At 69.9% G+C, this 19,828-nt stretch carries 25 protein-coding genes; 12 read left to right on the top strand and 13 right to left on the bottom strand.

Annotation, left to right across the window (positions count from 1 at the left end):
- Positions 1–4: 4 nt before the first annotated feature.
- Positions 5–1,657 (bottom strand): carboxypeptidase-like regulatory domain-containing protein, encoded by a 1,653-nt coding sequence (locus GTZ93_RS01690; protein WP_139916662.1) that lies wholly within the window; start codon positions 1,655–1,657, stop codon positions 5–7.
- A 152-nt stretch (positions 1,658–1,809) separates the two neighbouring features.
- Here GTZ93_RS01690 and GTZ93_RS01685 point away from each other — a divergent pair, with 152 nt between their 5' ends.
- The 3 genes from GTZ93_RS01685 to GTZ93_RS01675 all read left to right on the top strand — a co-directional run bounded on the left by GTZ93_RS01685 (position 1,810) and on the right by GTZ93_RS01675 (position 5,657).
- Complete coding sequence (locus GTZ93_RS01685) at positions 1,810–2,253, top strand: HIT family protein (protein ID WP_139916660.1); 444 nt, start codon at positions 1,810–1,812, stop codon at positions 2,251–2,253.
- An 84-nt stretch (positions 2,254–2,337) separates the two neighbouring features.
- Entirely contained in the window at positions 2,338–5,205 is a 2,868-nt protein-coding gene (locus tag GTZ93_RS01680) for a TonB-dependent receptor domain-containing protein (protein WP_139916659.1), read from the top strand.
- 14 nt (positions 5,206–5,219) lie between these two features.
- Positions 5,220–5,657: a GNAT family N-acetyltransferase gene (locus tag GTZ93_RS01675; protein ID WP_120576197.1), complete on the top strand. Its 438-nt coding sequence runs from the start codon at positions 5,220–5,222 to the stop codon at positions 5,655–5,657.
- A gap of 4 nt (positions 5,658–5,661) precedes the next feature.
- Here GTZ93_RS01675 and GTZ93_RS01670 read toward each other — a convergent pair whose 3' ends face one another.
- The gene (locus GTZ93_RS01670; protein WP_139916657.1) at positions 5,662–6,873 is read right to left on the bottom strand and encodes an MFS transporter; all 1,212 of its coding nucleotides are present in this window, start codon (positions 6,871–6,873) and stop codon (positions 5,662–5,664) included.
- A gap of 132 nt (positions 6,874–7,005) precedes the next feature.
- On the opposite strand from GTZ93_RS01670, the gene GTZ93_RS01665 reads away from it, so the two are divergent.
- Positions 7,006–7,470: an FKBP-type peptidyl-prolyl cis-trans isomerase gene (locus GTZ93_RS01665; protein ID WP_167547789.1), complete on the top strand. Its 465-nt coding sequence runs from the start codon at positions 7,006–7,008 to the stop codon at positions 7,468–7,470.
- Between the two features lie 30 nt (positions 7,471–7,500).
- Here the strand turns inward: GTZ93_RS01665 and GTZ93_RS01660 are convergent, their stop codons facing one another.
- Positions 7,501–7,725, bottom strand: a complete 225-nt coding sequence (locus GTZ93_RS01660; protein ID WP_120576199.1) for a hypothetical protein — start codon at positions 7,723–7,725, stop codon at positions 7,501–7,503.
- Between the two features lie 91 nt (positions 7,726–7,816).
- Between GTZ93_RS01660 and nudC the strand changes: the two genes are divergently transcribed.
- Positions 7,817–8,647 (top strand): NAD(+) diphosphatase, encoded by an 831-nt coding sequence (nudC, locus tag GTZ93_RS01655; RefSeq protein ID WP_126934568.1) that lies wholly within the window; start codon positions 7,817–7,819, stop codon positions 8,645–8,647.
- Positions 8,648–8,691: 44 nt separating this feature from the next.
- Complete coding sequence (locus GTZ93_RS01650; protein ID WP_120576201.1) at positions 8,692–9,384, top strand: radical SAM protein; 693 nt, start codon at positions 8,692–8,694, stop codon at positions 9,382–9,384.
- A gap of 9 nt (positions 9,385–9,393) precedes the next feature.
- Here GTZ93_RS01650 and GTZ93_RS01645 read toward each other — a convergent pair whose 3' ends face one another.
- Positions 9,394–9,879: a hypothetical protein gene (locus tag GTZ93_RS01645; protein WP_161662616.1), complete on the bottom strand. Its 486-nt coding sequence runs from the start codon at positions 9,877–9,879 to the stop codon at positions 9,394–9,396.
- A gap of 10 nt (positions 9,880–9,889) precedes the next feature.
- Positions 9,890–10,171, bottom strand: a complete 282-nt coding sequence (locus GTZ93_RS01640) for a hypothetical protein (protein ID WP_120576203.1) — start codon at positions 10,169–10,171, stop codon at positions 9,890–9,892.
- A 92-nt stretch (positions 10,172–10,263) separates the two neighbouring features.
- Between GTZ93_RS01640 and GTZ93_RS01635 the strand changes: the two genes are divergently transcribed.
- The gene (locus tag GTZ93_RS01635) at positions 10,264–10,569 is read left to right on the top strand and encodes a hypothetical protein (RefSeq protein ID WP_139924163.1); all 306 of its coding nucleotides are present in this window, start codon (positions 10,264–10,266) and stop codon (positions 10,567–10,569) included.
- 10 nt (positions 10,570–10,579) lie between these two features.
- Here the strand turns inward: GTZ93_RS01635 and GTZ93_RS01630 are convergent, their stop codons facing one another.
- The 3 genes from GTZ93_RS01630 to GTZ93_RS01620 form a co-directional block, all read right to left on the bottom strand.
- Positions 10,580–10,984 carry a hypothetical protein gene (locus tag GTZ93_RS01630; RefSeq protein WP_139924161.1) on the bottom strand — a complete coding sequence of 135 codons (405 nt, stop codon included), beginning with the start codon at positions 10,982–10,984 and terminating at the stop codon, positions 10,580–10,582.
- A 188-nt stretch (positions 10,985–11,172) separates the two neighbouring features.
- Positions 11,173–11,412, bottom strand: coding sequence for a GIY-YIG nuclease family protein (locus GTZ93_RS01625; protein WP_120576211.1), 240 nt, complete (start codon positions 11,410–11,412; stop codon positions 11,173–11,175).
- 70 nt (positions 11,413–11,482) lie between these two features.
- Positions 11,483–11,794, bottom strand: coding sequence for a CBS domain-containing protein (locus tag GTZ93_RS01620; protein ID WP_161662678.1), 312 nt, complete (start codon positions 11,792–11,794; stop codon positions 11,483–11,485).
- 151 nt (positions 11,795–11,945) lie between these two features.
- On the opposite strand from GTZ93_RS01620, the gene GTZ93_RS01615 reads away from it, so the two are divergent.
- The 4 genes from GTZ93_RS01615 (at position 11,946) to pdxA (ending at position 16,235) form a co-directional block, all read left to right on the top strand.
- Positions 11,946–12,965, top strand: a complete 1,020-nt coding sequence (locus tag GTZ93_RS01615) for an alpha/beta fold hydrolase (RefSeq protein ID WP_139919856.1) — start codon at positions 11,946–11,948, stop codon at positions 12,963–12,965.
- Between the two features lie 176 nt (positions 12,966–13,141).
- Positions 13,142–14,149 carry a peptidylprolyl isomerase gene (locus tag GTZ93_RS01610; protein ID WP_121752233.1) on the top strand — a complete coding sequence of 336 codons (1,008 nt, stop codon included), beginning with the start codon at positions 13,142–13,144 and terminating at the stop codon, positions 14,147–14,149.
- Between the two features lie 65 nt (positions 14,150–14,214).
- The gene (locus GTZ93_RS01605; protein WP_139919857.1) at positions 14,215–15,186 is read left to right on the top strand and encodes a peptidylprolyl isomerase; all 972 of its coding nucleotides are present in this window, start codon (positions 14,215–14,217) and stop codon (positions 15,184–15,186) included.
- Positions 15,183–16,235 (top strand): 4-hydroxythreonine-4-phosphate dehydrogenase PdxA, encoded by a 1,053-nt coding sequence (pdxA, locus tag GTZ93_RS01600; protein WP_257979310.1) that lies wholly within the window; start codon positions 15,183–15,185, stop codon positions 16,233–16,235. The genes GTZ93_RS01605 and pdxA overlap by 4 nt, the downstream gene beginning before the upstream one ends.
- Here pdxA and GTZ93_RS01595 read toward each other — a convergent pair.
- The 4 genes from GTZ93_RS01595 to GTZ93_RS43190 are packed head-to-tail and all read right to left on the bottom strand — an operon-like array spanning position 16,156 to position 18,915.
- The gene (locus GTZ93_RS01595; protein WP_121752234.1) at positions 16,156–16,476 is read right to left on the bottom strand and encodes a hypothetical protein; all 321 of its coding nucleotides are present in this window, start codon (positions 16,474–16,476) and stop codon (positions 16,156–16,158) included. The genes pdxA and GTZ93_RS01595 overlap by 80 nt on opposite strands.
- A gap of 8 nt (positions 16,477–16,484) precedes the next feature.
- Positions 16,485–16,979: an SRPBCC family protein gene (locus GTZ93_RS01590; RefSeq protein WP_139919858.1), complete on the bottom strand. Its 495-nt coding sequence runs from the start codon at positions 16,977–16,979 to the stop codon at positions 16,485–16,487.
- Positions 16,976–17,326, bottom strand: coding sequence for an ArsR/SmtB family transcription factor (locus GTZ93_RS01585; protein WP_139919859.1), 351 nt, complete (start codon positions 17,324–17,326; stop codon positions 16,976–16,978). The genes GTZ93_RS01590 and GTZ93_RS01585 overlap by 4 nt, the downstream gene beginning before the upstream one ends.
- A 41-nt stretch (positions 17,327–17,367) precedes the next feature.
- The gene (locus GTZ93_RS43190; protein WP_161662615.1) at positions 17,368–18,915 is read right to left on the bottom strand and encodes an AgmX/PglI C-terminal domain-containing protein; all 1,548 of its coding nucleotides are present in this window, start codon (positions 18,913–18,915) and stop codon (positions 17,368–17,370) included.
- Positions 18,916–19,213: 298 nt separating this feature from the next.
- Here GTZ93_RS43190 and GTZ93_RS01575 point away from each other — a divergent pair, with 298 nt between their 5' ends.
- Complete coding sequence (locus GTZ93_RS01575; RefSeq protein ID WP_139919861.1) at positions 19,214–19,486, top strand: type II toxin-antitoxin system RelE family toxin; 273 nt, start codon at positions 19,214–19,216, stop codon at positions 19,484–19,486.
- Here the strand turns inward: GTZ93_RS01575 and GTZ93_RS01570 are convergent.
- Positions 19,410–19,760 (bottom strand): type II toxin-antitoxin system Phd/YefM family antitoxin, encoded by a 351-nt coding sequence (locus tag GTZ93_RS01570; protein ID WP_139919862.1) that lies wholly within the window; start codon positions 19,758–19,760, stop codon positions 19,410–19,412. The genes GTZ93_RS01575 and GTZ93_RS01570 overlap by 77 nt on opposite strands.
- Positions 19,761–19,828: the final 68 nt, after the last annotated feature.

Here is a 19,828-nt window from a genome sequence, read left to right as displayed (position 1 = left end):
CGGCTCAAGGAGCAGGGGGCGGCGCGGGATGCTGGCCGATGCCCGTCGCTTCCAGGTCAGCGTTGATCGGCTGGCCCCAGATGGACTCGTAGACGTCGTTGGTGCCCAGGACGGGCGCCAGGTTGCTGAACGAAACGACGAGACGGACCTGGCTCGGGTTGAGGGCAACGGAGCCCGTGTAATTGAAGAAGTAGCGGGTGCTGTACCCGGACGCCTGGATGCCGAACACAGGCAGCTCCGCCGGCGTACGCGTCCGGACGGGCTTCGTCGGCTCGGCGATGTCCAGGGGGAAGCCCTGGCCGCTGTAGTTGCCAACCTCACCGAAGGAGTTGCCGCCCACGGTGCCGTTGTTGTCGATGTCCGCGTTGAAGAAGACCTGGACGGACTGGCCGACCTGCTTCGCGATGGGCGAGCTGAAGTTCACGAACACGTCTTCAAATTGGTTGAGCTGCGTCGCGGTGGCCGCCGGCGGCAGCGACGTCTCCTGGTACCGGAGCTCCGCGATGGTGATCGCCCTCGGAGCGGACGCGTCGCCGCCGAAGAAGAAGCCCGTGCGGCTGTAGTTGCTGCCACCCTCCGCGGCCACGGCGCGCAGGAAGATGTTGTACTCCTTGCCCTCCTGCACGATGCCGTTGCCCGGGGTGATGGTCGCCGAGTAACCGCCGACGTTCACCGAGGCCGTCACCGGCAGCGACTCCTTCGCGTACTCGTCCGTCAGGCGCACGAACACCGAGCCCGGCTGCACCGGCTGGTTGAAGTACACGTAGATGGGCTCGCCAGGACGCACCATGTTGCGGAGCGGATCCGTCTCCGCGGCGCCCTTCAGGCTGGACACGTTGCCACCCTCGATGTTCAGCGCCCCCACGCCCGACGGCTTCGAGAAGTTCAGCTGCGCGAGCGTCGTGGCCTGGGAGCCCACGATGGAGCCACCCGAGTAGCTCTTCGTGTAACCGCCCGTGTCCACCACCCCGTCGCCGTTGGTGTCCATCGGCGCGATCCAGAGATTGTACGTGCCGTTCAGCCGCGCCAGCTCGATGCCGGAGGGGATGCCGTTGAAGGTCAGGATGCCGTTGGAGTCCGCCGTGGCCTCCACGTAGACCTTGCTGACCACGGAGGAGACGGAGTCGTAGTTGCTCAGGATGACCGAGCCCGCCTTGTCGACCTCCAGCACGCCCTTCGCGCCCACCGCCGGACGACCCTGCGGCGTCACCACGGTGACCGCCAGCGAGCCGTTCAGCTGCGTCAGCGTCACCGGACCGAAGCTCGCGTTGCCGTTGTTGATGGGCACATTGCCCGCGGACGACGGCACCGTGGAGGTCGCGCGCAGCGTCGAGAAGCCGCTCTTGCTGAACGTCAGCAGCACCTGAGCGCCCGCCGGCACGTCCGTCATCACGAAGTTGCCGCTGGCATCCGTCGTCACCGACTTGCCCGTCGGCTGGCTGCCAATCGTCATCGCGACCGCGACGTCCGCGATCGGCTGCAGCGTCGTGCTCAGCACCTGGCCCGACACCGTGCCCTTCGGCGTGGAAGGCACCACCACCGACACGTTGTTCGGATCACGGATGCCGTCCGCGACACCATCGTTGTCCGCGTCAGTCGGGTCACCGCACCCCCAAACCATCAGCGGCAACACGGCCATCAGCACTTGCTTCTTCATCGTCCCCACCTTGAATTTATGACGGAATTTTCACGCCCCAGCTGCTCCCAAAAGGGCGGAAATCGGACACTCCCCGACCCGGGCCCACGCCGTCAAGGTGGGGTGAATTTTACCCAAGGGCTTCCAAGCGCCCCGAACTAGGATGACTCGCCATGTCAGACGTCAACGACCCCTGCCTGGGCTGCGCCATCGTTCGCGGGGAGGTCCACCCACCGGGTGGCGTGCTCGCGCGGGCGCCCGGGCTCGTCCTCCACGCGGTGGCGTCCCCCAGCCCCGTCCCGGGCTGGGTGGTGCTCACCAGCGATCAGCATGTGCGCGGCTGGTATGACCTGGACGAAACGGCCTCACGGGAGCTGGGGCCGTTCGCCGCCCGGGTGATGCTCGCCCAACGCAAGGTGCTCGGCGCCGAGCACGTCTACGCCTTCGCCATTGGCGACGTGCTCCGCCACTTCCACCTGCACCTCGTCCCCCGCTTCGCGGACACCCCGTCCCACCTCCGGGGTCGGGGCGCCTTCGACGCGGTCCCGGCGGAGCATCTTTCGCCGGAAACGCTGGAAGCCGCAGCCCGGCGGCTGGCGGCGGCGCTCGCCCGCTGACCCACGCCGGGCGTGCGGTGCCCTTCCGGGTTGGCCAGTGTCATGGACCTGACACCGTATCGGGGGAAGAATGCCGGCGCCCTCATGCGTGCGTTCCCCCTCGGTCCCTGGCTGCTGTCCCTCTGGCTCCTCACCGCCGGTCCCGCACTCGCGGACAACAACGCGGATGAGGCGGACATTGCCTTCGAGCTGGGCAACGACGCCTACTCGCACGGCAACTACACCGAGGCGCTGCGCTCGTACTTCACCAGCTACCGGCTGGTCCCCAACCGCAACGTCCTCTTCAACATCGCGCGCTGCTTCGAAGCGCTGGGCAAGTTCAACGAGGCGTACCGCTACTACAACGACCTGCTCGGCGAGGACCTGCCGGCCGAGGACGCCTCGGAGGTCACCCGCTCCCTGGAGCGGCTGCGCCCCAAGGTCGCACTGGTGCGCGTCACCACCAATCCCCGCGGCGCGGAGGTCTTCGTGGACCGCGCGGACCTGGGCAGCCGGGGCCGCTCGCCGCAGACGCTCGCGCTGTCGCCGGGCCGCCACAAGGTCCTGGTCCAGAAGTCCGGCTACCGCCCCACCGAGGCCACCGTCACCCTCGTCCGGGGCCGGGAAGTGCCCGTGGACCTGGACCTCAGCCTCATCACCGGCATGGTGGACATCACCGGCTCCCCCGAGGGCGCGGAGGTGCGCGACAGCCCCACCGGTCCCGTCCTGGGCCGCATCCCCGCGAAGCTGCGCCTGTCTCCGGGCCAACGAGTGCTGCACGTGCGCGCTCCCGGCCACGCGCCCGGTCAGTACGTCATCGACGTGCCCGCCGAAGGCACCCTGCCACTCGCCGTCACGCTGACCGCCCAGACGGCGCCCAGCGGCCGCGTCGTCGTCACCGCCAACCACGACGGCGCCACCGTGCGCGTGGACGGCCGGCCCGCGGGCTTCACTCCCACGGTCGTCACCCTCCCGCAGGGTGAGCACGTGCTGGAGGTGGAGAGCCGCGACGTGCGCCCCGTGCGCCAGAAGGTCACCGTCATCCCCGACCAGGAGGTGAAGGTCCACGCCACCCTGCGCTACGAGCCGCCTCCGGTGCGCGCCGCGTCCAAGCGCCTCCTGTCCGTGGACGAGGCCCCCGCCTCCACCACCGTGCTCACGCCGGAGGAGCTGCGCGCGTTCGGCTGGCGCACCCTGGCGGAGGCGTTGGCGGGCGTGCGCGGCTTCTTCCTCACCGACGACCGGACGTACACGTACCTGGGCGTGCGCGGCTTCTCTCCGCCGGGCGACCTCAACACGCGCATCCTCATCCTCTGGGATGGCCACGCGATGAACGACGTGTGGGCCGGCCAGGGCTACGCGGCGCATGACCTCAGCGTGGACCTGGAAGAGGTGGAGCGCATCGAGGTGGTGCGCGGCCCCGGCAGCGCGCTGTACGGCACGGGCGCGTTCTTCGGCGTCATCAACGTGGTGCCGCGCGAGTCGCTGGGCCTGGACCGGCGGCTGGAGATCACCGGCGCCGTGGGCGCGCTGGGCTCCACGCTCGTGCACGCCACCACGTCGTGGGAGGACCCCCAGCGCTCCGTCCTCTTCAGCCTCGCGGGCATGAAGTCCCACGGCGCGGACACCACCCGCCTGGGCGACTCGGGCCCCATCGTCACCGGCCTGGACGGCGAGAGGGCCGGCACCGGTTCGCTGCGCGCTCGCCTGGGCAACCTGTCCCTGGTGGCCCGGCTGCACGGGCGCAGCAAGGACGTGCCCACCGCTCCCTATGGCACCGTGGTGGGCGCGCAGGGCACGCGCGTGCAGGACGTGCGCGGCTTCGCCGAGGCCAAGTACGAACGCCCCCTGTCCGAGCGCTTCGTCCTGTCCCTGCGCGGCGCGCTGGACCTGAGCCGCTACAAGGGCCACTGGAACTACGACGGCGGCGACAACGCGGTGACGAACACCGACTCCGGCGCGGCGGACTGGCTCACCGGCGAGGCGCGCCTGCTGGCGGTCCTGTCCGAAGCCAACCGCCTCACCGTGGGCGTGGAGGGCCAGGCCCAGCTGCGCGTGGACCAGAAGAGCGTGGGCCCCGCGGTGGCCGCGTCACTGGGTTCGCGGACGCGCTCGCTCGTGTCCGTGTACGCACTGGACGAATGGCGCCTGCACCCGCGCCTGAGCCTGTCCCTGGGCTTCCGCGTGGACATGTACTCCGACCTGGACTCGCTGCCGCTCACGCCCCGGCTCGCGGTCATCGGCCGGCCGTATGAGCAGGGCCTCACCAAGCTCGTCATCGGCCGCGCGTTCCGCGCCCCCAACGTCTACGAGCTGTTCTACGAGGACAACCTCCTCACCCAGCGCCCCGCGGGGCAGCTGCAGCCGGAGACCATCACCACCTTCGAGGTGGAGCACTCGCACGACCTGACGCACGAGCTGCGCCTGACGGTCGCGGGCTACCACAACCGCATCTCCCAGCTCGTCACGCTCACCACCGAGTCCGCGGCCACGCCCGCTTGCGGCACCCAGAGCGCGCCCACCCAGTGCCTCGTCTACGCGAACAACTCCGGCGAGACGCTCGCGTGGGGCGCGGAGGCCGGGCTGCACTGGCAGCCGGGCCGCTGGCTGCTGGTGGACCTGAGCTATTCGTACGTGACGCTGCGCAACGCCTCGCAGGACGTGGTGGAGGCCGCGCCCGCGCACCTCGCCTCCGGACGCTTCCTGCTGCCCGTGGGCAATGGCGACATGCGCATCGCCACGCAGGCCACCTACCAGAGCGCCCGGGTGCCGAGCGTCGCTGGCGCGGCCAGCGGGGAGGCGCTGCTCGTGGGCTTCGGCGTGTCCGGTGACTACGGCCGGCTGCGCTACTTCGCGGGCGTGAACAACCTGCTCGACTCGCGCTACGCCTTCGTCGTGAGCGACGACGTGTCCGCCGGTCCCGTGCCGCAGTACGGCCGCACCTTCAACCTCCAGCTCACCGGCAGCTTCTGACAGACTCTCGCGCCATGAATGACCTCCGCTTCGACTTCATCGACCCCCGCCATCCGCTCTACGCGGGCGAGCTGGAGCTGCGCTTCCGCGTGCTGCGCGAGCCGCTGGGCCATGCCCGCGAGGACGTGAAGTTCCCCTTCGAGGACGCCAGCCTCCACCTGGTGGCCCACGCGAACGGCGACGTGCTGGGCTGCGTGCTCTTCCACCCGGAGGACGCGCACGGCGGCCGGCTCTTCCAGATGGCGGTGTCGCCCTCGCTGCAGAAGAAGGGCCTGGGCGCGAAGCTGGTGCGCGCGCTGGAAGAGGAGCTGCGCACTCGCGGCTTCCGCCACGTCCACCTGCACGCGCGGGCCCCCGTCGTCCCCTTCTACGAGCGCCTGGGCTACGCGCCGTACGGCGAACTCTACGAAGAGGTGGGCATCCCCCACCGGAACATGCAGCGCGACATCTGAGGCCTCAGGTCGCGGAGGCCTGGGCCGCCGGCAGACGGCGGCCACTCCAGAGCACCACCACCAGCGCCGTGAACGACATCGCCGCGCCCACGGCGCACACGCCCGGCCAGCCCGCGCGCGTCCACGCCGTCATGCCCGCCCACGCTCCCGCGGCACCGCCTACGAAGTAGGTCACCATGTAGAGCGTGTTGAGGCGGCTCCGGGCGTCGGGCCGCAGCGAATACACCCGCGCCTGGTTGGCGATCTGATTCGCCTGCGCGCCCAGGTCCAGCAGCACCACGCCCAGCGCGATGCCCCACAGCGAGTGCCCCACGAGCCACAGCACGACGAAGGACGCCAGCAGCACGGCGATGGCCAGCGCGTTGATGCGCCGGTCCCCGCGCTGGTCCGCGTAGCGCCCCACCAGCGGCGCGATGGCCGCGCCCGCCACGCCCACCACCCCGAAGAGTCCCGCCACCTGCGCGTCGTAGTGCCCGGGCAGTGAGCGCAGGTAGAGCGCCAGCGTGGCCCAGAACGCGCTGAACGCGCCGAAGGTCAGCCCTCCCAGCAGCGCGTGCAGCCGCAGCACCGGCTCCGTGCGGGCCAGGTGGATGAGCGACCGCATCAACTGGGGGTACGCCATGGAGACCGAGGGCGGTTGCGCGGGCAGCGTGAAGCGCAGCACGACGCCCGTCACCACCATCAGCCCCGCGGCCACGAAGAACATGGTGCGCCAGCCCAGGTGCGTGCCCACGAAGCCCGCCGCCGTGCGCGACAAGAGGATGCCGATGAGCAACCCGCTCATCACCGTGCCCACCACGCGTCCTCGCTCCGAGGGCGCCGCGAGCTGCGCCGCGAACGGGATGATCATCTGAGGCACCACCGTGGTGACGCCGATGGCGAAGCTCGCCGCCACCAGCACGTGCAGGCTGGGAGCGAGCCCTGCGACCACCAGCGCCACGCCCACGCAGCCACACAACAGGAGGATGACCTTGCGGCGCTCCAGGCTGTCGCCCAGTGGCACCAGGAACAGCATGCCCACCGCGTAGCCCACCTGCGTCAGCGTGGGCACCAGACCCAGTGCGCTCCCGTCCGCACCGAGCGTCCGGCCGATGTCTCCCAGCAGGGGCTGGTTGTAATAGAGGTTCGCGACGGTGACGGCGCCGGCCACCGCCATCAGCCAGACGAGCGAGGGACGGAGCGAAGCGGAAGGCGCGGGGTCGGAAGGCGTCTGCATGGCGGGCGGCGCAACGGATAAGCCCCACATGGACGCGCTTCAAGCAGGACCTGCGCCCCCATCACCGTCCGGGCGGGCAGGCCGTGCGTGCCCCCCTTCCCCACGAGGCCCGCGCGCGGCAGTCTGCGGGCCATGCTTCGTTCCCTCCTGCTGTGCGCGGTGCTGGCCCTGGCCGGCTGTGGTGACTCTTCATCGTCCTCCTCGGGTGACCCCGCGGACGCGACCTACGCCGAGTCCCTGGGCGTGGACCTGTCCGCGATGAACAAGAGCGAGTCCGGCCTCTACACGCAGGACCTGGTCGTGGGCACCGGCAAGGAGGCCGTCAAGGGCAGCCGCGTGCAGGTGCACTACGCGGGCTGGCTGCCGGATGGCTCCATGTTCGACAACAGCCGCTCGCGCGGTGAGGCCTTCACCTTCTCGGTGGGCGCGGGCCAGGTCATCGACGGTTGGGACGAGGGGCTCGTCGGCATGCGCGTGGGCGGCAAGCGCAAGCTCGTCATCCCCTCCGACCTGGGCTACGGCTCGCGTGGCTCCGCGCCCGTCATCCCCAGCGACGCCGTGCTCGTCTTCGACGTGGAGTTGATGAACATCTTCTGATGCGCGTGACGAGGGGCCCCGGCGTGGACTTCAAACGCCGGGCGTTCCCCCGGACACGGGCGGTGCCGGAGGCGAGCGCTTCTTCGGAATCGTGGAGCGGCCCTTCGGCCCTTTCAGCGCCACGCCCAGCAGCATCGTCGCGGGCAGCATCATGCCCAGCCCCTGCGTGAGGTCCTGCGGGGGATGGTTCACCACGCCCAGCACCATTCCGGCGAATAGCAGGCCGCAGATGACGCGGAGGATGAGGGCGTTCACGGTCGAAGGCTCCCGGGCGGGCAATGCCCGGTGGCGGGCGGCCGGAGCATAGCGCGCGGCGCCCCGCCGCGCTGTCCGTTAAGGTCGCCCCGTGAGCCCCCTCAAACGCTTCCAGCCCGGCTATGAACCGCCCGCTCGCTCGCGCGACATCGCGCTCCTGTTCGCCACGCGCGGCATGGACCTGCTCGTGTCCGAGCAGGACGGCCGACTCGACCTGCCCCGGTGCTCGGCCCTGCCGGAGGCCGCGGTCAGCGCCCACTTCCTGGGCATGCTCGACGACACGGATTGCTATGCGGCACCAATGCCGGGAGATTTCACGCCGCCAGAGGGGCTGAAGTTCGTGCCCGCCCGCTCGCTCTACAAGCAGGTGGACGAGGCGACCTTCGCCGTGGCGGGCCGCGCGCTCTCCATCTCCGAGTGGGACCTCAACCACCGCTTCTGCGGCAAGTGCGGCGCGGCCACGCAGCTCGTGCCTGGCGAACGCGCTCGCCGATGCCCGGTGGACCACACGCCGTTCTATCCGCGCATCGCTCCGGCGGTCATCGTCCTCATCACCCGGGGTGACGAGATGCTGCTCGCGCGCAACGCGTCCTTCCCGGAGCCCTTCTTCAGCACCGTCGCCGGCTTCGTGGACGCTGGCGAGTCGCTGGAGGAGACCGTGCTGCGCGAGGTGAAGGAGGAGGTGGGCGTGGACCTGAAGAACGTCACCTACTTCGGCAGCCAGCCGTGGCCCTTCGGCCGCTCGCTGATGGTGGGCTTCATGGCCGAGTACGCGGGCGGCGACGTCGTCGTGGACGGCAAGGAGATCGCCGAGGCGCGCTGGTTCGGCGTGGACGACCTGCCGCGCATCCCGCCCCGCCTGAGCATCGCGCGCCACCTCATCGACACCTTCATCGACCGGGTGAAAGCCCGCCGGGCTTGACCCCTTCCCCCCAAGGGTGCGCTTGATGCGCCCCTTCGCACGCCATGCCTGCCGCACGCCCGCACATCGAGCCCCGCCGCGTCCCCACCGCCGACTCCGTCGTGGTGAAGGAACTCTATCTCTCACTCCAGGGTGAGTCGTCCCACGCCGGCATGCTGTGCGGCTTCATCCGCCTCACCGGCTGCCACCTGCGCTGCACGTACTGCGACAGCGAGTTCGCCTTCCACGGCGGCAGCCGCATGAAGGTCTCCGAGGTCGTCGAGAAGGCGCTGGCCTGGAACTCGCCCACCGTGGAGGTGACAGGTGGCGAGCCCCTGCTCCAGCCCGGCGTGTATCCGTTGATGGAGGCGCTGCTGGACGCAGGCCTCAAGGTGCTGCTGGAGACGAGCGGCGCCATCGACGTGCGGCTCGTGCCCCCGGCCGTCCACAAAATCGTGGACATGAAGACGCCGTCGTCCGGCGAGTGCGACCGCAACGACTACCGCAACCTCACGTCCATGAACGCCAACGACGAGCTGAAGATCGTCATCGGCTCACGCGTGGACTACGAGTGGGCGCGCGCGCTCGTGCAGGAGCACCAGCTGGGAAAGAAGCCCTACGGCGTCCTGTTCTCCACCATCTTCGACAAGCTCCACCCGCGCCAGCTGGCGGAGTGGATCATCGAGGACCGGCTGCCGGTGCGCTTCCAGCTCCAGATGCACAAGTACCTCTGGGACCCCAACGAGCGCGGCGTGTAACGCGCGCCCTCAGGGCCCGTGCCGCCCCAGGGTCAGCACGAAGGCGATGAGCGCGCCCCACGCCAAGAGCCCCAGCAGGTTCAGCGCGGACACGACGCGCAGCACGATGGCGAGGCCCCGGTCCCCCACCTCTTCGCGGCGCCGCAGCTTGCGCGTGGAGATGACGGTGCCCGCCACCGCCACCGCCAGCGTGCACGCCAGCTCCAACAGCATCCCCAGGCCTCCGCCCCGCCTCCCGTCGCCCGCCCCCGCGAGCCGCACCCCGTGCGCGACGAGGAACAGGAGCCCCAGGGCGTTGGCGAACAAGGCCAGCCGCACCGTGTGCGCGGGGCGCATGTTCCGGATGCGGCGCTCGGCGCAGGGCGCGCAGTACGCCGTCTCCTCCAGCACCTCCGTGCACGCGCCGCACAGGTAGCCGCCGCAGCGCGCGCAGAGGGCCACCGCGGCCGCGTCCGGATGCTGGCCACAGCGGGCACCCGTGGGGCTCGCGGTCATGCGCGGAGGCCTAGAAGCCGGGGGGCGGCATGCGGGCCATCGCCGCCGAGATGCCGTGCGCGCCCATGCCCAGGAACACCGCCGTCAGCACCGTGCTGGCCACGAAGCCCGCGACGATGAGGTTCTTGCGCGGGTGCTCGAACTGGCTGAACGCGTAGACGAGCATGTAGCAGGGGATGAGCAGCACCATGACGCCCGTGCCCACGCTGCGGCGGAAGGCGTGCGTCAGCAGGAGGGCCGCGCACACGAGCGAGACGACCCCGAACAGGATGGCGAGTGGCAGGAGCGGCACACCCGCCCCCTTAGCACGCCTTCGCCCCTTTCGCGGCGGACGTGCGCATACTAAGGACGCCCCGCCGCCCACCCGCCGAGGAGGTCCCCGCCATGGCCACGTTCAAGACGTTCCTCATCTTCATCCTGGCCGGCACGCTGCTGGGCACCTTCATCGCGTCGCTGGTCGCCCCCTCCTACATCGAGTGGTACAACAGCACGCCGCTCGCCTCGCAGACCATGTGCAACCTGCCGGAGGTCGTGCGCCGCGTGACGACGTCGCTGATGCACTCGCAGCTGATGGGCGCGGGCATTGGCGCGGGCGTGGGCCTGGTGGCCGCCATCCTCGTCGCCGTGCGCGCCCGGAGCCGCGCGAAGCAGGGTCCGGGCTCTCCGCCTCCCGCGGCCACCGCCGCCTGAAGCCCGCGCGCTACTGCTGCTTCGGCTGGATGAAGAGCGGGGGTGACTGGCCCAGCAGCACGCCCCCGTTGTGGTCCTCCACCTCCACGTAGAGGTAGATGGGCTGGTTGGGGTCCTCCAGCGGCGCTGGCGCCGTCCAGGTGGGCGTGGCGATGTTGGCGTTGCTGAACACGCCGCCCGCGTTCGAGGGGTTCTGCGTCCAGCGGAAGTAGATCTCGTCGTTGTCCGCGTCCGTCACCTCCAGCTGCAGCTGGATGACGGTGCCCTCCTCGAACTTGAGTCCGCCCGGCGTGGACGGCGAGCCCAACGGGCGCGGTCCGGCGGTGATGACGGGCTGGTGGTTGGGCGCGCCGCACCCCACGCTCCCCAGACCCAGGGCAAGCAAAGCGAACAAGAACGAGCGAGAACGCGACATGGACTTCCCCCTGCTAGGACAGGCCACACCCTAATTCGGCCCCCGGCGTTCCGTACACCCACCCGAAGGCCCCGGCCGTTTCATCAGCAGGCGATGAAACACCCGCGGGCGCCGCGCCAACTGTCGCTCGGCGCGCATCCCGCGTCGGGAAGAGAACCCATTCCGCCAACAAGGCGGGGGGACGTGCGTCAACGCCGTCCCGGACGCCGTGTGAAGAGCAGCAACTTGTCCGCGCGCGTCAGCCGCTTGATGGCGGCCTCGCGGCGCAGGGCGGTGCTCCGGTCCTCTGCGGGCTCGCTCCACACCAGCGTCACCGGCAGCCGGGCTCGCGTGTACGCGGCGCCCTTGCCCCGGCCGTGCGTGGCCAGGCGACGCTCCAGGTTGTTGGTGGCACCCGTGTAGAGCGTGCCGTCCTGGCAGCGCAGCATGTACACGGTCCAGGCGGTGGGAGGGGCTTCCGACACGGCGAGCCCCACTCTACAGCCAGGACCGAGCCCCTCAGAAAAGCTTCTGCCCGCCCCCACGCCTGCCGTGCAGGCGCGCCAGCCGCCGCTTCTGGCTGCGGACCGCGTGCGTCTTGCGAACCCGCGCCATGACGTCCGACACCTGCGCCAGCGGATCCGTCCGCCAGCCCGCCAGCACCTGCGTTTCGTGCACCACGCCTACCAGGCTGCCCCCTGCCCCCACCACCCCCACCACCTGCACATGGTGGCGCTCCATCACCTTCAAGGCCCCCAGCAGTGTGTCTGTGGGAAAAACTGTGGCGATGAAGGACGACAACACTTCCCTGAAACCCCGGCCCTGCCCCATTTCCACGACCTCCCCGCGATGGACTCACATCCCCTGCAACTGTCCTGCCGGTCCTCCAAAGTCCGCGTGCGACACACCGGCAACGGCCGGGCGACGGGCGTAGACTGAAGGGGTGACATCACGACAGGCATCAGCACCCCGGTTGAGCCGGATGGCGGACCTCTTCACCAAGGCGGTGGAGCGGAGCAAGGAGGGGTTGCTGACCCTCACGTTCAAGCCGGACGAGCTGTACCGGGTGCCCACGGACGACGGAGCGGCCATCGCGCTGGGGCGCTACCACCCTCGAGGGGAGCGCCGGTTCGCGGAGCCCGTCCTGCTGTGCCACGGGCTGGGAGCCAACCGCTTCCACATGGACTTCAACGAGCAGTACAGCCTGGCGCGCTACCTGGCGCGGGCGGGGTTCGAGACCTGGGTCATCGAGCTGCGCGGCCGGGGGCTCGCCGGGGCCTGCGCGGACTGGAACTTCGACGACCAGGCCGAGCACGACGTGAGAACGGCTTTGCGCACCGTGATGTCCACCGGTGCCCAGCAAGTGCTGTGGGTGGGCCACTCCAAGGGCGGCCTGATGCTCTACGCCCACCTGGCCAAGAACCCCCAGGCGCCGGTGAAGGCGGCCGTCTCCCTGGGTGCGCCCTTCACCTTCGCGGTGCAGCCGGGCCTGCGAGCGTTCGTCCAGCGGGTGGAGCCCGTCCTCAAGCTCAAGGTCATCCCCACCCGGCGCGTCACCAGCATCGCCTTCTTCGGGGCGCCTCCGGGGCCGCTCACCCGGTACATGATGCTGGCGGACAACATGGATCCGCAGGTGGTGCGCTGGGCGCTGGCCAACGTGCCCGCGGACGTGGCCGGGGGCGTGGGACGGCAGTTCGCCCGGTGGATCACCACCAGCCAGTTCACGTCGTTTGACGGCAGCTTCGACTACCGCGAGCCGCTCGCCGGGGTGAAGATTCCCTTCCTGCTCATCGCCGGCAGCCGCGACCTGCTCGCGCCTCCGCTGGCGGTGGCCCGGGCGAAGGAGCACCTGGGCGGCCCCGTGAAGATGCTGGTCGCCGGCCGCGGCCACGGCTTCGAGGCGGACTACGGCCACGCGGACCTGATTCTGGGCCGCAAGGCGCCGGACGAAATCTTTCCCCAGGTGGAGGCCTTCCTGTCCTCCAACGCCACCCTGCTCTAGAGGAAAAGCCCTCCAGGAGGGCCGGTTGTCCGGGCCCGCCCGGCGTGCTACCCGGGAGGCCGTCCCATGGGCCCATCCGTTCGCTTCCCATCCCGGCCGTGACGTCCCGCTTGAAAGCCCCGCGGCCTGGCACCACCGTGGAAGGTCCCCTGTCCCCTCCCCCGAGGCCTCAGCGCATGCGTCCCGCTTCCTTCCGCGCCTCCTTGCTGTCGTGGTCCGCTGTCGTCACCCTTGGAGCGGCCCTTGGAGTCCTGGGGCTGACGGGCTGCCGACCGCAGGCCCAGGAGGGTCCGGACCCCACGGTGGTGGCCACCGTGAACGGCGAGTCGCTCAGCCGGACGGACTTCGAACAGGAGCTGGCGCGGGAGCTGGCCACCACGGAAGGTCCCGAGCCCACGCCCGAGGAGGTGGAGCCCTTCAAGCGGGCGCTCGTGGACACGCTCGTGAAGCGGATGCTGCTGCTCCAGGCCGCGAAGCAGAACAACATCGCCGTGACACCCGAAGAGGTGGACCGCGGCGTGCTGCGGCTGTCCGGCGACTACCCGGCGGGCAACTTCAACGAGGTGCTCGCCCAGGGGCAGCTGTCCATGGCGGAGCTGCGCGCGCGCGAGGCGAGCCGGCTCACCATCGAGAAGCTCTTCACCAACCACGTCTATTCGCGCGTGGCGGTGACGGAGGAGGAGCTGCGCGCGTACTACGCGGCGCACGAGGCGGACTTCCAGGAGCCGGAGGAGGTCCACGCCGCGCAGATGGTGGTGAAGGGGCTGGACGACGCGCGCAAGCTCCAGGTGCAGCTCAAGGCAGGCAAGAAGTTCTCCGACCTCGCCCGGCGCTATTCGCTCAGCGCGGACGCCAAGGTGGGGGGCGACCTGGGCTTCTTCCCCCGGGGACAGATGCCTCCGGCCTTCGACGAGGTGGTATTCAAGCTGGGGGTGGGGCAGGTTTCGGACGTGGTGTCCACGGAGTACGGCTACCACCTGTTCAAGGTGCTGGAGCGCAGGTCGGCGAGGAAGCGGGAGCTGGTGGAGGTGCGCGGGAAGGTGGAGGGGCGCCTCTTGGAGGCCAAGCGGGCGGCGGCGCAGGAGGCCTTCGAGAAGGAGCTTCGCGACAAGGCCCAGGTGGTGGTGAACGAGGCCACGCTGCAGACCATCCGCGGGCGGCCGGCGCCGCAGGCGGCGAAGTGAAGGACTTTTCCGGGAGCCAGGCGGTTGGGCTCGCCGGTGTCATGGTGTTCAAGAGGGTCGTTGCGATGAAGAACCTGGTGGCGTTCCTGGCGGCGGTGATGCTCCTGGCGGGGGGCACGTCCGCCCGCGCGGAGCTGGTGGACAAGGTGGCGGCGGTGGTGAACCGCGACGTCATCCCGCTGTCGGAGGTGCAGCAGCGCGCCGCGCCGGAGCTCCAGCGCGTGAACTCCGAAATCGACCCGCACAAGCGCGCCGAGGCCCGCGCGCAGCTGATGAAGACCGCGCTGGACACGCTCATCGGCGAGAAGCTGATGGAGTCGGAGGTCCAGCAGCTGGGCATCACCACCACCGAGGCGGAGGTGGATGAGCTGGTGCAGGACGTGCTCAAGCAGAACAACGTCAGCGACATGAGCCAGTTCGAGCAGCTGCTCAAGAACGAGGGCTTCACGCTCGCCGGCTACAAGGACATGCTCCGCAAGCGCGTGGTGCGCGACAAGCTGCTGCGCATGAAGGTGGGCCCCAAGGTGAAGGTCACCGAGGAGGACCTGAAGGCCGCGTACACGCAGTACACGCGCCTGGAGACCGAGGACGTGGAGGTGCACGCCCGCCACATCCTGGTGCAGGTGGACGCCAAGGCCACGCCGGAGCAGGTGGCCGCCGCGAAGCAGAAGGCGGAGGGCATCGCGCAGGAGGCCCGCCGGCCGGGCATGGACTTCTCCGCCCTGGCGCGCGCCCGCAGCGAGGGCCCCAGCGCGTCGGACGGTGGCGACCTGGGCTACTTCAAGCGCGGCGTGATGGTGCCCGCCTTCGAGAAGGCCGCCTTCAACCTCAAGGAGGGTGAAGTCAGCGAGCCCATCCGCACCAACTTCGGCTGGCACATCCTGAAGGTGGAGGAGCGCCGCAACATCGCCGTGGCCTCCTTCGAGGAGATGAAGCCCAAGCTGGAGTCCAAGCTCCTCAACGAGAAGACGGAGAAGTTCCTGGACCAGTACGTCCAGGAGCTGCGCTCGAAGGCCAACGTCGAAGTGAAGATGTGAGCCCGCGCCCGGTGGCCACGACGGACGTGCGCCCCCGCGTGGGCATCTCGCTGGGGGACGTGTCGGGCATCGGGCCAGAGGTGACGGCCCTGGCGCTGGCGAAGCCCGCGGTGCGCCGCGCGCTGGTGCCGGTCGTGTTCGGGGACGGGCCCACGCTGGATGGCTTTCCCCTCTTCCGCCGCTTCCCTCGCGTGGCCCTGGAGGAGCTGGGCCGCATGGAGGGGCCGGCGGTGGTGGAGGTGACGCACCTTCCCGCGAAGCACCGCGTGCCGGGCAAGCCCACGCGCGAAGGCGGCAAGGCGCAGTACGCGTACGTGCGGGCCGCCATCGACGCGATGCGCGCCGGGACGGTGGACGCGCTGTGCACCGCGCCCGTGTCGAAAGAGGAGATTTCGCGCGCGGGCATCCCGTTCATGGGCCACACGGAGGTGCTGGCGGACGCGTTCGGCGTGGACGTGTTGATGATGATGGACGGGCCTCGCGTGCGCATCGCGCTGGCGACGAACCACGTCCCCATCTCCGCGCTGCCGAAGCTGCTCACGGTGGAGAAGCTGGTGGCGCAGCTTCAATTGCTGTCGCGCAGCCTGCAGCCGGTGGTGGGCCACAAGCCGCGCATCGCCGTACTGGGCCTCAACCCGCATGCTGGCGAGGGCGGGATGCTGGGGCGTGAAGAGGTGGAGGTGATTGGTCCCGCCATCCGCCTTGCTCGGGCGAAGCGGGTGGATGCGCACGGGCCCATCCCCGCGGATGGCCTGTTCGCGCGGCCTGACGAGGTGGGCGCGAAGTACGACGTGGTGCTGGCCATGTACCACGACCAGGGTCTCATCCCGGCCAAGGCGCTGGACTTCGAGCGCACGGTGAACGTGACGCTGGGCCTGCCGGTGCCTCGCACGTCGCCGGACCACGGCACCGCCTATGCGATTGCCGGCACGGGGACCGCGAGCTGCGTGCCCATGATGGAGGCCCTGCTCAAGGCGGCCCGGCTTTCTTCGGGAGCCGGGCAGACAGGTGCTTCGCGAGGTCCTCGCCGTCCTCCTTCGGGTCGATGAGCTTCGCGTGCGTGCCCCGCGCCGTGGCGTCGGGGACCACGAGCACGGTGACCTTCCCCGTGGGGCAGTGACCCAGGCAGGACGCGGGGATGAGCTGCGTCCTGGCCGCCAGGCCGTGGGCCTTGAGGGCTTCACGCACCCGGCGCGGCAGGTCCACCCCGCCCGCGTCCACCGGCAGCCTCATCAGGCAACGGTGACACAGGTGCAACTCGATGGGGTCTGGGTCCTCCCGCGCGGCCATGCCTCAATCTAGCGCTGGAACCGCTTGCTGAGCTTGTTGAGCTGGCTCTCCATGCCCATGGAGGCCCGCTCCGTCCACTCCTTGCTGTGCATGGCGTCGGACGTGACGACCATCCGCACGGTGTCGCCCTTCGCCTCGAACTCCACCACCGTGGAGACGGTGTACGGCGTGACGCCGGGGATGAAGTCCACCACGTGCCGGTACGCGAGCCGCGTCTTCGGCGTCAGCTCCGTGTACGTGAGGCTGCTGGGGCTGGAGAGGGGCATGCCCGCCTGCTTCATGAAGGCGACCTGTTCCGGCGCGGTGGCGATCATGTCGTAGCGCAGCAGGCCTTCCGGACGCGCGTCCAGTTCGTGCACCTTCACGGTGAAGCCCTCCGGGCCCCACCAGGACTCGAAGCCGTCCTTCGTCGTCCACAGCTCCCAGACCTCGTCGAGCGTTGCCGTGTAGCTGCGGTCGAAGGTGACGGTGCTGCGCTTCGCGGTTTCGGTCTGGGTCGTCATGGGGGTTCCTCCTCGGATTTGGGGGCGTCCGTGCGTGCCTTGCGTCTTCGCTCGAGCGCCTGGCCGAACCGGTCGAGGCGGGCCTCCCAGAGGCCGCGATACCCGGTGACCCAGGCATCGAGTTCCTGAAAGGGCTCCGGGCGAAGCGAGTACAGCCGCTTCGTGCCCTCGGGGCGGACCTGGACGAAGCCCGCCTCCTGGAGGATCCCCAGATGACGGGAGACACCCGACTGCTGGATGTCCACCCGCGCCACCAGGTCGTTCACCGACAGCTCGCCGCCCTTCAGCGCCTCGACGATGCGGCGGCGCGTGGGGTCGGCCAGGGTTTGGAAGACGTCAACATTCATGGACGTGAATATACATATCCATGAATGTTTCGACTGTCCAGCTAGAAGACGAAGGGGTAGTGCACCGGGGTGTTCATGGCGACGCGGTGCACGGGGAACTTCCAGCCGCGCACCTGGTCCTCGATGCAGCCGGCGAGCGGGGAGCCCTTGAGGGCGTCGGTCTCCATGGCCACGCCGGAGACGGTGCCAGCGGTGTCCACGGACCAGCGCATCTGGAAGCGGCCGCCGTTCTCCAGGGCGGTGCCGGCCTTGAAGTTCTGGACGCAGGTGGCGATGGCGGGCTGGTTCGTGACGACCACATTGGTGATGTCCGAGGGCACGAGCTGCTCGCGCTCGGAGGTCGGGGCCGGCGGGATGTAGACGGTCTTCTCCTGGGCCTGCTTCGGGGCGGAGGCCTCCGCTTCGTCGGTGAAGCCGAGCTCGCGGGCGAAGTCCTCGTCGATTTCGGATCCGGGCTGCGCGGCTTCCTCGGCCTCGGCTTCGGCGGCGGCCTGACGGGCCCGGGCCATTTCCTCCTCGGAGATTTCGCCACCGAAGGACATCTCACGGACCTCGCTGCTGTCCTCGGGCGCTTCGAGCGTGGCCGCGCGCTGGGCCACGGGGGCCTTCTTCGGCGTCACCGGAGCGGGCTGCGTGGACGGCGTGGGGTCCGGGGCCAGCGTGTGCAGGCCGGTGGTCAGACCCGCGCTCGCGGGACCCGCGAGGACGGGCGTGTTCGGCGTGAGGGTCTGCGCGGCGCGCTGCGCGTCCGTCAGGGCGGGCGTGTTCACGCCGCCCGCGATGGACTGCGAGAAGTCCGGCGTGGCCAGCTGGGTGCCGGGAACACCGTAGAAGCCCTGCGTGCCCGGCTGGGTCGTCGCGAAGCCCTGGGTGCCCGGAGCGCCGATCCGCGCGGCGACGGTGCCCGGCTGAGTCGTCGCGGAGCCCGACGCGGCCACGGGGGTGCTGTTCAGGACCTGTGATTGCGGCGCGGGCTGCGTCTCATCCTTCGACGTGAGGCGCAGGCCCGCGACGACGAGGAGACCCGCGGCGAGCGCTCCCATCGCTATGGCGCTCACGAAGGACATGGGGCTCATGCCGAGGATGCGCGTGGACGCGTCGGCGATGGCGGGCGGAGGCTCGGGCGCCACGGGGGCGTACGGCATCCACGGCTGCGGCGCGTAGGCCTCGGCCGGAGAACCGGGCGTGGCCCAGACGGGCGACGGCGGCGTGGCGTCCCACGACGTCACGGCGCCACAGGAGTTCTCCTGGGAGGTGCTGGACGGGGACTCATCCGCGCGCAGCCACTCCGGGATGACGAAGTTCGCGGCCTCGGCGGACAGCGTGAGCTGGGGCTCCACGTTGTCGTTGGACAGCGGCGGCAGCGACTGGAGCCAGGTCTCCTCCGTGGAGGCCAGGTCGAGCAGCGTGCGCAGAGGGCCGGTCGCGAAGGACTCCGGCACGATGTCCTCTTCTTCGGAGGTCTCGGAGGAGAGCGCGCGATCCAGGCACGCATCCAGCTCTGCTTCGAAGGTCTCGGGGTCGCGGGAGAAGTCGGAACCGCCCACCTGCGCCCGCGAAGACACATCACCCGTCAGTAGCTCGCTCACGCCACCCTCCCCGCCGCCCATACAGCGCCAGACCGCCTGACCACCGACTCACTGCCAGGGGGCCGATGTTAGGAACGCCCCCCGTTCGCGCCACCGCGAGCGTCCGCCCGTGAACGCTTCAGCGGTCATTTGCCCCCGCGCGAGGCCCGAAACGTACGGCCCCGCACTCCACACTGTGCGCCGGTGTGCCGACAGGGATCGGCTTTCCACAGACACACCCGGCTTCCGTCCATGGCCGTTTAGTGACCCGGGGAAAGTAAGCAGTGGGGTGTAGAGCTACTGGGCCCACCGGCCCCGCATGAGAAAAAAGCCCCCCGCCACCTATACGGTCGAGTTCCTCCAGACCGCCGTGAAGCAGCTCGCGGCGGTGGATCCGGTCCATCAGCGCCGCATCGAGAAGCAAATCGACGCCCTCTCCACGGAGCCCCGGCCCGCGGGCGCGGAGAAGCTCAAGGGCAGTGACTACCTGCGGATCCGCATTGGCGACTACCGCGTCATCTACCAGGTCGAGGACGGCCGGCTCGTGGTGTTGATCGTCGAACTGGGCCACCGGCGGGAGATCTACCGCTAGCCGTCTTCTTCGCCTTCTTCGTGAGCCCCAGCTCCGCCTTCACCTGCTTCCACGCGACGCGCGGCTGGCCCTCGGACTCCCGGCGCGCGGCGTCCGCCTTCTGGATGTCCCTCCGGTCCTCCAGCGATTCCAGTGCCTGGAGGTCCTCGAAGGGAATCACCGCGACCAGCTTCTTGCCGTGCCGGGTCAGGACGAGCCGCTCCTTCCCGTAGGCCGCCCGGTTGAGCAGCTCCGCCAGGTCGTCGCGCGCTTCGGTGATGCTGACTTCCACCATGGCCGTTCCTCAGGAAACGTACGTTCTGTACGTATCATACAGAACGTCCCGACACGGCGCTTCCCGGC

Origin of the sequence: Corallococcus exiguus, from assembly GCF_009909105.1 — a bacterium.
GTDB lineage: Bacteria > Myxococcota > Myxococcia > Myxococcales > Myxococcaceae > Corallococcus > Corallococcus exiguus.
This window is presented reverse-complemented; position numbering and strand designations above follow the sequence as displayed.

Excerpts from the sequence above, each read along its gene's own strand:
- GTZ93_RS01690 (WP_139916662.1), bottom strand. The coding sequence starts at position 1,657 with ATGAAGAAGCAAGTGCTGATGGCCGTGTTGCCGCTGATGGTTTGGGGG.
- GTZ93_RS01685 (WP_139916660.1), top strand. The coding sequence starts at position 1,810 with ATGTCAGACGTCAACGACCCCTGCCTGGGCTGCGCCATCGTTCGCGGG.
- GTZ93_RS01680 (WP_139916659.1), top strand. The coding sequence starts at position 2,338 with ATGCGTGCGTTCCCCCTCGGTCCCTGGCTGCTGTCCCTCTGGCTCCTC.
- GTZ93_RS01675 (WP_120576197.1), top strand. The coding sequence starts at position 5,220 with ATGAATGACCTCCGCTTCGACTTCATCGACCCCCGCCATCCGCTCTAC.
- GTZ93_RS01670 (WP_139916657.1), bottom strand. The coding sequence starts at position 6,873 with ATGCAGACGCCTTCCGACCCCGCGCCTTCCGCTTCGCTCCGTCCCTCG.
- GTZ93_RS01665 (WP_167547789.1), top strand. The coding sequence starts at position 7,006 with ATGCTTCGTTCCCTCCTGCTGTGCGCGGTGCTGGCCCTGGCCGGCTGT.
- GTZ93_RS01650 (WP_120576201.1), top strand. The coding sequence starts at position 8,692 with ATGCCTGCCGCACGCCCGCACATCGAGCCCCGCCGCGTCCCCACCGCC.
- GTZ93_RS01645 (WP_161662616.1), bottom strand. The coding sequence starts at position 9,879 with ATGACCGCGAGCCCCACGGGTGCCCGCTGTGGCCAGCATCCGGACGCG.
- GTZ93_RS01635 (WP_139924163.1), top strand. The coding sequence starts at position 10,264 with ATGGCCACGTTCAAGACGTTCCTCATCTTCATCCTGGCCGGCACGCTG.
- GTZ93_RS01630 (WP_139924161.1), bottom strand. The coding sequence starts at position 10,984 with ATGTCGCGTTCTCGCTCGTTCTTGTTCGCTTTGCTTGCCCTGGGTCTG.
- GTZ93_RS01625 (WP_120576211.1), bottom strand. The coding sequence starts at position 11,412 with ATGCTGCGCTGCCAGGACGGCACGCTCTACACGGGTGCCACCAACAAC.
- GTZ93_RS01620 (WP_161662678.1), bottom strand. The coding sequence starts at position 11,794 with ATGGGGCAGGGCCGGGGTTTCAGGGAAGTGTTGTCGTCCTTCATCGCC.
- GTZ93_RS01615 (WP_139919856.1), top strand. The coding sequence starts at position 11,946 with ATGGCGGACCTCTTCACCAAGGCGGTGGAGCGGAGCAAGGAGGGGTTG.
- GTZ93_RS01610 (WP_121752233.1), top strand. The coding sequence starts at position 13,142 with ATGCGTCCCGCTTCCTTCCGCGCCTCCTTGCTGTCGTGGTCCGCTGTC.
- GTZ93_RS01605 (WP_139919857.1), top strand. The coding sequence starts at position 14,215 with ATGAAGAACCTGGTGGCGTTCCTGGCGGCGGTGATGCTCCTGGCGGGG.
- GTZ93_RS01595 (WP_121752234.1), bottom strand. The coding sequence starts at position 16,476 with ATGGCCGCGCGGGAGGACCCAGACCCCATCGAGTTGCACCTGTGTCAC.
- GTZ93_RS01590 (WP_139919858.1), bottom strand. The coding sequence starts at position 16,979 with ATGACGACCCAGACCGAAACCGCGAAGCGCAGCACCGTCACCTTCGAC.
- GTZ93_RS01585 (WP_139919859.1), bottom strand. The coding sequence starts at position 17,326 with ATGAATGTTGACGTCTTCCAAACCCTGGCCGACCCCACGCGCCGCCGC.
- GTZ93_RS01575 (WP_139919861.1), top strand. The coding sequence starts at position 19,214 with ATGAGAAAAAAGCCCCCCGCCACCTATACGGTCGAGTTCCTCCAGACC.
- GTZ93_RS01570 (WP_139919862.1), bottom strand. The coding sequence starts at position 19,760 with ATGGTGGAAGTCAGCATCACCGAAGCGCGCGACGACCTGGCGGAGCTG.